This window comes from Bradyrhizobium sp. USDA 4341, from assembly GCF_054063755.1.
In genome coordinates, this window is sequence record NZ_JBSSGO010000002.1 from 979,881 (window position 1) to 992,856 (window position 12,976).

Below are 12,976 nucleotides of genomic sequence, written 5' to 3' on the forward strand. Positions count from 1 at the left end.
CCGCCGACGTATGTGATCAGCCGATGAGTTGACAGCGGGCTGCCACGCCTGGCGGACGGTCCGCGAGGCTGCGGTACGGTCGCGCGCGCAAAGAAACGCGAGCCCGTCAGGCCCGACGTCGGTCCAGAAAATGGGATGTGGAAAGTGGCTGCCGGGCGCGGACTGCGCGGGCCGCCGGAACGAGGGGGTCGGCGAACACGTCAGGACCAGATTTCAGCTCGGCATTCTCGCCGGTGAAATTGCGGAACCAAGCCGGCCCCGCACCGAACGAAGAAATCTCTGTTTCTTCTGCCGGACCGCTTTTGGGGAGGTTGCCCTCTCCGAAATTCGATCCAGCCGTTTGACCTGATGTCTCGCCGACACCCTCTTTCGTCAGCCAGAGCCTTGGGGTGGGATGTGCCTCTCAGCAGTCCGTCCGCTGGCTCTCGCGACGTGCCGGCATCAAGCCGCCGGCAATCCTCTCAAGGCGAGAGGCTTACTTCTTCTTGGCGACCTTGCGGGTCTTCTTCGCAGTCTTCTTCACTGCGCTCTTCGCCTTCTTCGCCTTCTTCGCCTTCTTTGCCTTCTTAGCCATGTTGCCCTCCAGTATGTGAGATGGCTCTCGCTGCGTGCACTCGGGAATCGATATGCACTACTTCCCGAATACACCAACAGACCGAAAAAAACAGTGTCCCGCTTAAGGAAGTGTTGACGCAGCGGTGGCAGTGCGCACAGCGCGCGGCGCCGATCAAATCGGCATTGCGTTCGCGCGTCGATGCAAGAAATGCAGCAACGGCCGACATCGGCATTTGTCAACGTTGCAGGAAACGCCTGTATTGCAGGCACTTCTTGAATTCGCACTCGAACGATCGACGCGCGATCGTCGTTGCGTTGAGTCGCGAGCCGTGACGAAAAGCGGCGCGTCGCGAACGCCGAGTCGTAATTTTTGGCAACGAAAAAATTTTCGTGGGTAAGACCGCTTTTGCCTCGTTTGAGGTCACCCGGACCGGATTCGCGAACGAATCGCATCTCCGGCGATTCGGCGCCGAAGGCGTCAGCGCGACCGTCGAGGGAGGGTGTGAGGCAAGATCACGCCGCGTTCACGCGCGCGCAACGACGCCGACGGTGACGGCGCGAGAGCATGATCCGACTGGATCATGCGCCAAGGACAACATCATTGTCCTGTTCGTTCAGATGCCGAGCTTGGACTTCAAGAGCTCGTTGACCGCCTTCGGGTTCGCCTTGCCGCCCGACGACTTCATCACTTGACCGACGAACCATTGAAGAGCCGCAGGCTTCGCCTTCGCCTGCTCGACCTTGTCAGGATTGGCCGCGATGATGTCGTCGACCACCTTCTCGATCGCGCCGAGGTCGGTGACCTGCTTCATGCCGCGCGCCTCGACGAGCGCGCGCGGATCGCCGCCCTCCCGCCAGACGATCTCAAACAAGTCCTTGGCGATCTTGCCGGAAATCGCTCCCTCGCCGATCAGATCGACGATCGCGGCGAGTTGCTCCGCCGACACCGGCGAGGCTGCGATCGCGACGCCCTCCTTGTTGAGACGGCCGAACAGCTCGTTGATCACCCAGTTGGCGGCAAGCTTGCCGTCGCGCGCCTTGTCGGCGAGACGAGCGAGCACCGTCTCGTAGAACTCCGCGCTCTCGCGCTCGGCGACCAGCACGCTCGCATCATAGGGCGACAGGCCGGAGCCCGTAATAAAACGGGACTTCTTTTCGTCCGGCAGTTCCGGCAGCTGCGCCTTGAGTTCGTCGACGAAGGCCTGGCTGAATTCGAGCGGCAGCAGATCGGGATCGGGGAAGTAACGGTAGTCGTGCGCCTCTTCCTTGGAGCGCATCGAGCGTGTCTCGCCCTTGTTCGGGTCGAACAGCCGGGTTTCCTGGTCGATCGAGCCGCCGTCCTCGATGATCTCGATCTGGCGCCGCGCCTCGTATTCGATCGCCTGGCCGATGAAGTTGATCGAGTTCATGTTCTTGATTTCGCAGCGGGTGCCGTACGCGGTCTCGCCGTAACGGCGCACCGAGACGTTGACGTCGGCGCGCAGGCTGCCCTTCTCCATGTCGCCGTCGCAGGTGCCGAGGTAGCGCAGGATCGAGCGTAGCTTGGTCACATAAGCCTTGGCCTGCTCGGCATCGCGGATGTCGGGCTTGGAGACGATCTCCATCAGCGCGACGCCGCAGCGGTTGAGGTCGACAAAGGACATCGTCGGCGACTGATCGTGCAGCAACTTGCCGGCATCCTGTTCTAGATGCAGCCGCTCGATCCCGATCGTGACGCTGCGGCCGCCATCGAGCTCGAGCACCACCTCGCCCTCGCCGACGATCGGCGACTTGTATTGGCTGATCTGGTAGCCCTGCGGCGAGTCCGGATAGAAATAGTTCTTGCGGTCGAACACCGAGCGCAGGTTGACCTTCGCATTCAGCCCGAGACCGGTGCGCACCGCCTGGCGGACGCACTCCTCGTTGATCACAGGCAGCATGCCCGGCATCGCGGCATCGACCAGCGAGACATGGGAGTTGGGCTCGCCGCCGAACGCGGTCGACGCGCCCGAGAACAGCTTCGCGTTCGAGGTGACCTGGGCATGGACCTCCATGCCGATCACGACCTCCCAATCGCCGGTGGCGCTCTTGATTAGCTTGTGAGGGGCAGCGGATGCGGTCATGGATCTCGGTTTCCGGATAAAGTGATATCTGGGATAGATTGGGCTTCGCGCAACCGATCGCGCCAGTCAAGCCGCCTTGCAATCCCCTTGCAGTCCCCTTGCAGCCCGTACCGGCGCATTGGGGCAGAGATCAGAGCCCGCGCCGGAACTGCTGATAGGCCTTGCTTGAGCGCAGCGCGTCCGCGCCGCCCGTGATCAGCTGGTCGACCTGCTCGGCCGGCAGCGAAAGCCGCGTCGGGATGGCGTTCAGGATGCCGGCGCGCTCCGGTCCGAGCCGGTCGAAGCCGAGCCGCTCGACATAGATCGCGACGTCGCCGCACTTCCAGCCGGCGCCGACGCCGAGCCTGGTGCGATCCGCCGTCGACAGGCCGCAGCGCCAGTGCTTCAGCTTGCCGGACCAGTCGCTGGCGAGCGCCGTGAAGGCGGCGTAGCTCGAGCGCACGCTGGCATCGATCGCGGTGTCGGCGGCCGCGGACACCAGCTCGACACCACTCGGCCCTTCGAGCGTCTGCACGAAGTCGCCGGAGATGCCGCGGCCGGCATCGACCACCAGGAACAGGATGCGCCTGAGCTTGGCCGCCTGCCGTTCGCTCAGTGGCTCATAAGGGCGTTGCGCGGCAAGCAATCCGATGCTCAGCCCCGACAGGCCGTAGTTATCAACGAGGCCGCCATCGAGTAGCTTGACGTAGCGCATCGAGCCGTCGCGGTAGCGCGCCTGGGCTTCGGCATAGGAGCGCAGCAGCGGCTGCGCGTTCGGATCGTTGCGCACCCGATCGAGCCAGGACGGCAGCGGCGCGGCGCAGCCGCCCGGATAGGTTTGCAACACGATCGGGGCGAATGCCAGCGGCACCGCGGCGGATGCCGCCACCGCTTCGGCGACACGATAGGAGCGGATGTCGCTGCACAGCGCATCGAACGACGTCTTGCCGAACACGAACGGCGTGCGGTTATAGATGTCTGACGCGTTGATCCACACCCGCGGCCGGCGGTCGTCCGGCAATGCCTCGAACCGCGCGCCGTCGAACAGGTTTTGATCGAGCCAATCGGTGAACTGGCTGTCGTTGACGCCGCCGCCCAGCGCGCGCCCGATATTGCCGAGCGAGATCTTGGTCTTCAGTCCCTCCTCGGCATTGCGCAGCAGGAAACGCTCGCGGAAATCGTCGAGCGCCGCGCGCCGCTTCAATCCGAAATAGGCCGCGGTGACCGATCCGCCGGAGACGCCGGAGACAAAGTCGACGCGGTCGAGCAGCGTCTTGGTGCCGGCGGCACTGGAGCGCACCCGGTCGAGTTCCTCCAGCACGCCGAACGAAAACGCCGCCGCGCGCGTGCCGCCGCCGGAGAACGACAGCGCAAGCAGCAGATCGTCTTCATAGCTTGGAATATCGCGGACACCGTTGGTGTCGGCAGCCGCGGCACCGAGCGGCACATTGCCCGGGAGATTGTAGACGGTTGCGCAGCCGGCAAGGCCCACCGCCACCGCAGCCACCAGCAACGCTGACAGCCATCCCCCTATGCCCGACCCACGCACGAATACTCTCTTTGCCGCTGGCCCCCGCCCGGTTCCACCAGCCTATCACGGCCAATCTGGGCGGCGGCATGGCGGCCGAAACAGGGTTAATGCTCGCGGTGCCAAGACACCGCACCTGCACCGGTTGCTCAGACCAAAAGTGCGGAGACGATCCGCTCCCACTCGGCCTCTACGGTATCTTTCGCGACGGGCTGGCCGGCCCGGCGATACCAGTAGCCGGCATTGCCGAGATCGCCCTCGACGCGATGCAGATAGGCATGCACCCACGCCGAATTGGCATCGCTCTCGTCCTGCACGATGCGATGCGCCTGGTCCCAGTCGCCCTTCTTCGCCCACCACAATGCGGCGAGCGGCGGCGACAGCGCCGCATCAGGCGCGCCGTCAGCGAGACTGGCGCGGAAATCCGCCATCGCTCACCACCATTTGGGCGCTGCGAACCTGCCCGCCGCCTGCTCGATCACCTCGCCGAGCGAGAACAGCGTCTCCTCGTCGAACGGACGGCCGATCAGTTGCAGGCCGAGCGGCAGGCCTTGCGTGTCCTTGCCCGCGGGCACGGCGATGCCCGGCAGGCCCGCCATGTTCACGGTCACCGTGAAGATGTCGTTGAGATACATCTCGACCGGATCGGCGCCGCCCTTCTCGCCGATGCCGAACGCCGCCGACGGCGTCGCCGGCGTCAGGATCGCATGCACGCCCTTGGCGAAGCAGTCCTCAAAGTCCTTCTTGATCAGCGTCCGCACCTTCTGCGCACGCAGATAATAGGCATCGTAGTAACCGGCCGAGAGCACATAGGTGCCGATCAGCACGCGGCGGCGTACCTCGTCGCCGAAGCCGTCGGCGCGGGAGTTCTCGTACATCTCGATGATGTTCTTGGCCGGCTCGCGCAGCCCGTAGCGCACGCCGTCATAGCGCGCGAGGTTCGACGAGGCCTCCGCCGGTGCCACGATGTAATAGGCCGGCAGCGCGTATTTGGTGTGCGGCAGCGACACCTCGACGAGCTCCGCGCCGGCGGTCTTCAGCCACTGCGCGCCCTCGCTCCAGAGTTTTTCGATCTCGGCCGGCATGCCGTCGAGCCGGTACTCCTTCGGGATTCCGATCTTCATACCCTTCACGGACTTGCCGATCGCGGCCTCGTAATCCGGCACGGCGATGTCGACCGACGTGGTGTCCTTGGGATCGTGACCGGCCATCGAGCGCATCAGGATCGCGGCGTCGCGCGTCGTGCGCGCGATCGGGCCGGCCTGGTCGAGCGAGGATGCGAACGCCACGATGCCCCAGCGCGAGCAGCGGCCATAGGTCGGCTTGATGCCGACGGTCGCGGTGAACGCGGCGGGCTGGCGGATCGAACCGCCGGTGTCGGTCGCGGTCGCGCCCATGCAGAGCAGTGCCGCCACGGCCGAAGCCGAGCCGCCGGACGAGCCGCCCGGCACCAGCGTGGTGTTGGAGCCTTCGCGCCGCCACGGGTTGGTGACGGGGCCGAAGCACGAGGTCTCGTTCGACGAGCCCATCGCGAACTCGTCATTGTTGAGCTTGCCGAGCAGCACCGCGCCGTCGCGCCACAGCTGCGAGGTCACCGTCGACTCGTAGGGCGGAATGAAATTGCCGAGGATCTTCGAGCACGCCGTGGTCCTGATATCGCGGGTCGCGAATAGGTCCTTGATGCCGAGCGGAATGCCGGCCAGCGGCCCGCCCTCGCCCTTAGCAATTTTCTCGTCGGCCGCCCTGGCCATTTCGCGGGCACGGTCCGGCGTCTCGAGCACATAGGCATTGAGCACGCGCGCGGCGTCGATGGCGGCGAGATGCGCGTCGGTCAGTTCGCGGGCGGTGAAGGATTTGCTCGCCAGGCCCTCGCGGGCCTCGGCGATCGTCAGCGATGTCAAATCGGTCATTTATTGATCGGGCTGCAGAAGAACGGAGACAGGGTCTTGTCGTTGGCGGGGTCGTCCTGCCGGGGGCTCATATTTCTCTGGGCATTTTCCTTGGCGCGGGCGGCATCGAGCGCCTCGAGATGGTCGAGCACGGCGTCCATCGCCGCATTGGGGTCGGCGACCTTCCCCTTGCGCTCCATCGCATCGAGGAAGTCCATATAGGCCTTGTAGGCCTTCTCATCGTCGCAGAGCAGACACATCGGGATCGTCCCAGAACAGAGAACTACTCGACCACCTTCGGCACCAGGAAGAAGTGGTTGGTCGTATCGGGCGCATTGCGGACGATGTCGTCGGCGATCTCGCCGTCATTGACCACGTCGGCGCGCTTCTTCATCTCCATCGGCGTCACCGAGGTCATCGGCTCGACGCCGTCGACATTCACCTCCGACAGCTGCTCAACAAAGGCCAGCATCGCGTTCAGCTCGCCCTGGAGATGGGGAACTTCGGCGTCGCTGACCGCAATCCGCGCCAGATGCGCGATGCGGCGGACGGTCGTGGCGTCGACGGACATTATATAGGGCCTCGGGGCTGAAAGGTCAGCCCGCCGTATAGCAGAGGCCGGTTTTGCGCCGCAACCGCGCGAATCCCTCAGCCCCGGGGCTTCGGCACCCTGCCGGGCACCCGGGCAGGACATTCCGGCGCGCATTCGGGCCGCAAAAGCCTGCGACGAAACCACTTTGCGGCTGCCACGAAGTGGTGGCGAAACATTCAGGGCGCCTACTCCCTCCAATTAGAAAAGTTCGGAGTGCGTCATGCAAACGCTGGAAAGCCGCCCCCGGCCGGAGGGCTGGGATCCTGCCCTGTGGTCGATCGGCACGGTGCTGGGGATCGCGATCCTTTACGTCGCCTGTCTGGTCTGAGCGAGGCGAGCAATGGCCATGTCCCAGGCAAAAGCTCTGCAGGAAAAGGCCGAGATGTTCGAGCGCCGCGCCGAGAGCGCCGCGGATCCGATCTCCCGCGAACATTACAGGGAAATGGCCGCGCATTATCGCAGGCTCGCGACCGAGCATCTGGAGATCAACCGGAGCGAGCCCGCACCTCACACCTGAGACAGAGTTCCCATCCGTGCCAGTGCAGCGCCCGCCAGCGTCGGAGCGACCCGGCCCGGTCTGCTAAGCCGGCTTCGGCAGCAATGGCCGAAAAAACGACCGTTCATAGCGGACAAAGCAGCGCGTCTCCCTCGCGAAGGCGATGGCCTTCTGAACGTCCGGATCCAGCGCTGAGTCCTTGCGGTATTGTTCGTAGGCCGCAAGGCTCGGAAAGCTGAAAATCGCCAATGCGACGTCGCTTGCTCCCTCGGACGGCAAGAAATAGCCGTGATGAGTGCCGCCAAACCGCGGCACCAGCTCCAGCCACATCGCACCATAAGCCTCGAATTCGGCGAGCTTGTCCGCGCGAACTTCGTATCGCAGATAACAGGTGATCATGCCGTGGTGCTCCTGCGCCAGGTGGTGGGCCAAGTGATGCGACAAGTGAACTGCCGCCTCTCGATACCCGCATATCCGAGGCGGCATTGGGGGCAACACCGAAATTGCGCAGACAGAGGTGAAATCAGCCCGCCATCTTGCCCATCCGCGCCAGCGCGGCGCCCGCCAGCGCGCGGGTGAGCTCGGCGGCAGGCATTTCCTTGCCCATCCGCACCGCCTGCCCGGCCCAGAGGTTGGTGAAATCGACGTTGCCCTGTTTTTCGGCAGCCGCCTTGAGCGGTCCGAGGGCGGTCGCCGCGTGCGGGAACGCCGGCGCGTCTGGTGAGATCGGGCCGACTTCGCGCATCACGCGGTTGGCGACACCGCGCGCCGGGCGGCCGGTCATCACATTGGTGATGACGGTAGATTCATCGCTCGCCTGCGCCAGCGCCACGCGGCCCGCCGCGCTGACCTTGGATTCCGGGCAGCGCAGGAACGCGGTGCCGATCTGCACACCGGATGCGCCGAGCGCAAAGGCCGCCGCGATCCCGCGTCCGTCCGCGATGCCGCCGGCCGCGACGACCGGCACCTTCACCGCATCGACCACCTGCGGCAGCAGCGAGAACGTGCCGGGCTGCTCGGCGATATCATCGGTCAGGAACATGGCGCGATGGCCGCCGGCGTCGGCGCCTTGCGCGATGATGACGTCGGCACCGTTCTCCTCGAGCCAGATCGCCTCCTTCACGGTGGTCGCCGACGACATCACGATGGCGCCCGCTTGTTTCACCCGCTGCAGCAGCTTCGGCTCCGGCAGGCCGAAATGGAAGCTGACGACCTCGGGCTTCAGCTCCTCGACCACTGCGCAGAACGCCGCATCGAACGGCGCGCGGTTCGCCGCGTTGATCGGCGCATCCGGATCGAGGCCGTGTTCGCGATAGTAAGGCCCCAGCCGCTGCCGCCATTGCGCCTCGCGCGCCGGATCGGCGTCGACCGCCTTGTGGCAGAAGAAGTTGAGGTTGACCGGCGCGGACACGCGCTGGCGGATGATGTTGACCTGCTCACGCGCCTTTTCGGCCGAGAGCATCGCACATGGCAGCGAGCCGAGCCCGCCGCCCTGCGCCACCGCGATCACGAGCTCCGCATCCATCACGCCGGCCATCGGCGCCAGCACGATCGGGAATTCGGTCTTGAAACGATCGATCAATCGACGGTCCGGCCACATGGTCTGTCTCGCGCTTGTTCAGGACGAAGAGGAAAGCGAATTGCGCCGGCCCTGCAACGACTGCTCGGCCTCGGCGACGATACGGCCGACGATCTCGGCCGCGGGAACGATATCATGGATCAGCCCGACGGACTCGCCGGCGAACACCGCGGCAATATCGAAATTCGCCGCGGCCCTCGCGGCGGCGTATTCCACCGCGATCTCGTCCGCGCGCTGCATCAGCTCGATCTCGCGGCCGCTCCAGCGCCGCAAATGATCGTTGGAGAGCGAGCGCGCGGTGAACGGCGCCGGCCACATCAGCTTGCGCGACCAGTCCATCACCACACCGCGCACCGTCTCGCCGCTCTTCGCCGCGCAGATCAGCTGCTTCGCCTGCTCGGGCGCGTCGGCCTCGACGCTGGCATAGAAGCGCGTTCCCATCAGCACGCCGGATGCGCCGAGCATCATCATCGCCGCGAGGCCGCGGCCATCAGCGATGCCGCCGGCTGCGACGACAGGGACGCGCCCTGTCGCGAAATCGATGATCGCAGGCACAATGTCCAGCGTGGTGCGCGAGGCGCCGTGACCGCCCGCCTCGGTGCCCTGCGCAACCAGGATGTCGGCGCCGCAATCGAGCGCTTGCTGCGCCATCTCCTCACTCTGCACCTGGCAGATCAGGAGCGCGCCTGTGGCCTTGATCTTGGCCGCGAACGGCGCGGGATCGCCGAATGACAGCATCACCGCGCGCGGCCGCGCCTCCAGTGCGATATCGATCAGCTCGGGCTGCCTGGCGAGGCTCCAGGTGATAAAGCCGATCCCGAATGGGCGGTGATATCTCCTGAGCACCGCAGTCTCCGCCTCGAGCCAGGCCCGATCTCCATAGCCGCCGCCCAGAATGCCGAGGCCGCCCGCGTCGCTCACCGCCATCACCAGCCGGCTTCCCGTGATCATCGCCATCGGCGCCAGCAGGATCGGATGCGCGATGCCCAGACGAGCGGTCAATTCGGTGCCGATCGGCATGCGTTGCTCCCTGTTCTGGAGTTGCTGTTCTGGACTTGCTGTTCTGGACTCGCAGCCTAAGCGGGCCTAACATTCTCGGAAAATGAATACTAGAGAACGCTACCATCTCTAAAATGAAACGGTGGTCCCAGATGGAATTGACCGACCTCCTTACCTTTTCCACGGTCGCCCGGCTCGGCGGCATCACCCGGGCCGCCGACGAGCTGAACACCGTGCAGTCCAACGTCACCCAGCGCATCAAGGCGCTGGAGGCCGAGATCGGCACCGCACTGTTCGAGCGTCACAGCCGCGGCATGTCGTTGACCGGCGCCGGCCGCCGCCTGTTGCCCTATGCGCAGCGCATGGCGGCGTTGTCGCGCGAAGCCGTGCTCGCCGCGCGCGACGATGGCGAGCCGAAGGGGCCGCTGTCAATCGGATCGATGGAGACGACAGCCGCGGTGCGGCTGCCCACGCTGCTCGCCGAGTTTCATCGCCGCTATCCGGCGGTGCGCCTGACCTTGCGCACCGCGCCGACCGCTGACCTCGTGGCCGCCGTGCTCGACGGCTCGCTCGATGGCGCCTTTGTCGCCGGTCCGATCGAGCACGCCGAACTGTCGGCGACATCAGCCTTCACCGAGGAACTGGTGCTCGTCACCGCGCAGCGCTGGAAATCGCTCGCCGCCTTGCGCGCCGGAACGCCGGAGTCGGGCCCGACCGCGCTGGTGTTCCGCACCGGCTGCACCTATAGGCAACGCCTCGAACAGGTCTTCACCGAGTTCGGCTGGCCGTCGGCCGCCCGCTTCGAGCTCGGCACGCTCGACGGCATGGTCGGCTGTGTCGCCGCCGACATGGGCGTGACCTTGCTGCCGCGCGCGGTGGTCGAGCGCGACCACGTCCAGCGCGACATCAAGATCCACAAGCTCAATCCGCAGCATGCGCATGTCGAGACGCTGTTCATCCAGCGCCGCACCGCGCACCAGTCCAGCGCGTTGCAGGGACTTGCCGCATGCCTTTCCGGCGACGATCGGGTGATCGCCGCCTGACCGGCGTTTTCGCATGGACGGCCGCCCGCCGCCGGGCTTTGCCTCGGCGCGCGGGTGCGTGCTAAGCGCACGACATGCCCGCTCTCATCCTTCCCCTGATCGAAGCTGCGCCGCACTGGCCTGACCGCGGCGCGCTGGTCGGCCTCGACCTCGGCACCAAGACCATCGGCGTTGCCGTCTCCGATCCGGACCGGCGGCTCGCGACCGGCGTCGAGACCATCCAGCGCAAGCAGTTCAAGGTCGACGCGGCGCGGCTGTTCGCGATCGCGGCCGAGCGCAGCGCCGTCGGCTTCGTGCTGGGCCTGCCGATCAACATGGACGGCAGCGAGGGCCCGCGCGCGCAATCGACCCGGGCCTTTGCCCGCAACCTCGCGGGCCTCACCGCGCTTGCAATCGGGCTGTGGGACGAACGGCTGTCGACCGCGGCGGTGGAACGCGAATTGATCGGGATGGACGTCAGCCGCGCCCGCCGCGCCGAGGTGATCGACGAGCACGCCGCGATCTTCATCCTGCAGGGCGCGCTCGACCGGCTGACGAAGCTGCGCGGAGACCGCTGACGATGGCCGTGGTGATCGCGGCGCTGTTGCCGGTGTTTTTGCTGATCGTGCTCGGCTTCATCCTGAGACGCACGCTGATGCGGCTCGACACCCAATGGCACGGGCTGGAACAGCTCACATACTACGTGCTGTTCCCGGTGCTTTTGGTACAGACGCTGGTCAAGGCCGATCTGACCAAGGTGCCGGTCGCGGGCGTCGGCGGCGCGCTGCTGCTCGCCGCGCTCGTGATGTGCCTGCTGTGTCTTGCGCTGCGGGCCCCGCTTGCCCGCGCCGGGGTCGACGGCCCCGCCTTCTCCTCGATCTTCCAGGGCGCCACCCGCTGGCAGACCTATGTCGCGCTGTCGGTGTCGGGCAATCTTTATGGCAAGGTCGGACTTGCGCTGGCCTCGGTCGCGATGGTCGCGATCATCCCGCTGGTCAACGTCTTCAGCGTCGCCGTGCTGGCGAAATATGCCTCATCCGAGAAGCGGTCCGCCGGCGCGATCGTGATGACTGTCGTGAAGAACCCGCTGATCTGGGCCTGCGTCATCGGGCTCGCCATCAACGTCACGCATGTCCCGCTGCCGAAAATCTGGCACGACGTTGCCGACGCACTCGGCGGCTCGTCGCTCGCGATCGGCCTGCTCGTGACCGGCGCCGGGCTGCATCTGGCAGGCATCTTCCGTCCCAGCCTCGCTGCCAGCATCGCGCTGGTACTGAAGCTGGTTGCAATGCCCGTCCTGACCGTCGCGCTCGCGGTGTGGTTCGGCGTCACCGGCGCCAACCTTGCCATCGTCGCGGCCTGCGCCGCGGTGCCGACCTCGCCGTCCGCCTATGTGCTGGCGCGCCAGATGGGCGGCGACGCCCCCCTGCTCGCCCAGATCATCACACTGCAGACGATTTTGGCCGCGATCACGATGCCGATCGTGATTGCCGCGGTCGGGCCCTAGTGGATTGAATCCAACACTTGGTGCCCCCCGGGTTGCTGCGGCGATGATTTTGTCGGGATCGACGAGCGGAATTCTTCGGGGTTCCGGCTTACAACCCCTTCAAGCAACTCCATGCCGCATTGCCCGTGAGAAGTGGCGTTGCCAACAGCGACATCCTGCGCAGCGTCACCGTCGCCTCTTACGATTTCAATTGCGCCAGCGTGCCCGCGATGTCGCCCATGCCCCAGTGCTCCGCGATCTTTCCGTCGGCGACGCGAAAGATGTCGCAGGACGTGAACCGCAACTTCTTGCCAGTCGGCGCGATACCGAAATATACGCCCTGATGCGTGCCCTCGTAGACGAAGCTGGCCGCGAACATATCCGCATTGACCACCATCGCCTCAATCGACACGGCGAGGTCGGGCATCCCTTTGAGGCGGCTCGCAAAGTACGCCACCGTTGCGTCCTTTGGTCGTGTCCCAGCTGGCGGAGGCGGCACGGCGGCAGTTCTCTGGTGATTGACGAAATCGTCGGTGAACAGCGCCGCGAACGCGTCGATATCATGCGCGCTCAAAGTCCCCGCGAATTGCTCAGCGAGATTCTTTACCATCAGGTCTGGCGCGGCAAGCGACGGCGTCATGACCGAGAATCCGGCACCGGAAATCGCAAGGCCGAGCATTATGTTTCGCCTGTCCATGGGCACCCCTGTTTGAAAGTCATGGAGTGGGAGGATACCTCGGTACCTGAGG

At 65.5% G+C, this 12,976-nt stretch carries 14 protein-coding genes; 4 read left to right on the plus strand and 10 right to left on the minus strand.

What is annotated here, in order from left to right; genetic code table 11:
- Positions 1 to 1,169: 1,169 nt before the first annotated feature.
- The 6 genes from gatB to gatC all read right to left on the minus strand — a co-directional run bounded on the left by gatB (position 1,170) and on the right by gatC (position 6,624).
- Positions 1,170 to 2,657, minus strand: coding sequence for an Asp-tRNA(Asn)/Glu-tRNA(Gln) amidotransferase subunit GatB (gene gatB / locus ACVIGB_RS10430; RefSeq protein WP_456722744.1), 1,488 nt, complete (start codon positions 2,655 to 2,657; stop codon positions 1,170 to 1,172).
- Between the two features lie 130 nt (positions 2,658 to 2,787).
- Positions 2,788 to 4,149 (minus strand): patatin-like phospholipase family protein, encoded by a 1,362-nt coding sequence (locus ACVIGB_RS10435; RefSeq protein ID WP_092114780.1) that lies wholly within the window; start codon positions 4,147 to 4,149, stop codon positions 2,788 to 2,790.
- Between the two features lie 164 nt (positions 4,150 to 4,313).
- The gene (locus ACVIGB_RS10440; protein ID WP_456722743.1) at positions 4,314 to 4,595 is read right to left on the minus strand and encodes a hypothetical protein; all 282 of its coding nucleotides are present in this window, start codon (positions 4,593 to 4,595) and stop codon (positions 4,314 to 4,316) included.
- Between the two features lie 3 nt (positions 4,596 to 4,598).
- The gene (gene gatA / locus ACVIGB_RS10445; protein WP_456722742.1) at positions 4,599 to 6,074 is read right to left on the minus strand and encodes an Asp-tRNA(Asn)/Glu-tRNA(Gln) amidotransferase subunit GatA; all 1,476 of its coding nucleotides are present in this window, start codon (positions 6,072 to 6,074) and stop codon (positions 4,599 to 4,601) included.
- Positions 6,071 to 6,313 (minus strand): hypothetical protein, encoded by a 243-nt coding sequence (locus tag ACVIGB_RS10450; RefSeq protein ID WP_173642511.1) that lies wholly within the window; start codon positions 6,311 to 6,313, stop codon positions 6,071 to 6,073. The genes gatA and ACVIGB_RS10450 overlap by 4 nt, the downstream gene beginning before the upstream one ends.
- A 23-nt stretch (positions 6,314 to 6,336) precedes the next feature.
- Positions 6,337 to 6,624 (minus strand): Asp-tRNA(Asn)/Glu-tRNA(Gln) amidotransferase subunit GatC, encoded by a 288-nt coding sequence (gene gatC / locus ACVIGB_RS10455; protein WP_207829947.1) that lies wholly within the window; start codon positions 6,622 to 6,624, stop codon positions 6,337 to 6,339.
- 367 nt (positions 6,625 to 6,991) lie between these two features.
- Between gatC and ACVIGB_RS10460 the strand changes: the two genes are divergently transcribed.
- Positions 6,992 to 7,162 (plus strand): hypothetical protein, encoded by a 171-nt coding sequence (locus ACVIGB_RS10460; RefSeq protein WP_456722741.1) that lies wholly within the window; start codon positions 6,992 to 6,994, stop codon positions 7,160 to 7,162.
- Between the two features lie 63 nt (positions 7,163 to 7,225).
- On the opposite strand, the gene ACVIGB_RS10465 is transcribed toward ACVIGB_RS10460, so the two are convergent.
- The 3 genes from ACVIGB_RS10465 to ACVIGB_RS10475 form a co-directional block, all read right to left on the minus strand.
- Positions 7,226 to 7,540: an NIPSNAP family protein gene (locus tag ACVIGB_RS10465; protein ID WP_097673410.1), complete on the minus strand. Its 315-nt coding sequence runs from the start codon at positions 7,538 to 7,540 to the stop codon at positions 7,226 to 7,228.
- A 124-nt stretch (positions 7,541 to 7,664) separates the two neighbouring features.
- Positions 7,665 to 8,741: an NAD(P)H-dependent flavin oxidoreductase gene (locus tag ACVIGB_RS10470; RefSeq protein WP_456722740.1), complete on the minus strand. Its 1,077-nt coding sequence runs from the start codon at positions 8,739 to 8,741 to the stop codon at positions 7,665 to 7,667.
- 18 nt (positions 8,742 to 8,759) lie between these two features.
- A complete protein-coding gene (locus tag ACVIGB_RS10475) occupies positions 8,760 to 9,740 on the minus strand; it encodes an NAD(P)H-dependent flavin oxidoreductase (protein ID WP_456722739.1) in 981 nt (326 codons plus the stop codon).
- A gap of 131 nt (positions 9,741 to 9,871) precedes the next feature.
- Here ACVIGB_RS10475 and ACVIGB_RS10480 point away from each other — a divergent pair, with 131 nt between their 5' ends.
- From ACVIGB_RS10480 to ACVIGB_RS10490, 3 genes are all read left to right on the plus strand, one after another.
- Complete coding sequence (locus tag ACVIGB_RS10480) at positions 9,872 to 10,762, plus strand: LysR substrate-binding domain-containing protein (protein ID WP_456722738.1); 891 nt, start codon at positions 9,872 to 9,874, stop codon at positions 10,760 to 10,762.
- 74 nt (positions 10,763 to 10,836) lie between these two features.
- The gene (ruvX, locus tag ACVIGB_RS10485; RefSeq protein WP_456722737.1) at positions 10,837 to 11,319 is read left to right on the plus strand and encodes a Holliday junction resolvase RuvX; all 483 of its coding nucleotides are present in this window, start codon (positions 10,837 to 10,839) and stop codon (positions 11,317 to 11,319) included.
- A gap of 2 nt (positions 11,320 to 11,321) precedes the next feature.
- Positions 11,322 to 12,248: an AEC family transporter gene (locus ACVIGB_RS10490; RefSeq protein WP_456722736.1), complete on the plus strand. Its 927-nt coding sequence runs from the start codon at positions 11,322 to 11,324 to the stop codon at positions 12,246 to 12,248.
- A 178-nt stretch (positions 12,249 to 12,426) separates the two neighbouring features.
- On the opposite strand, the gene ACVIGB_RS10495 is transcribed toward ACVIGB_RS10490, so the two are convergent.
- Entirely contained in the window at positions 12,427 to 12,906 is a 480-nt protein-coding gene (locus tag ACVIGB_RS10495; RefSeq protein WP_456722735.1) for an ester cyclase, read from the minus strand.
- Between the last annotated feature and the right edge of the window lie 70 nt (positions 12,907 to 12,976).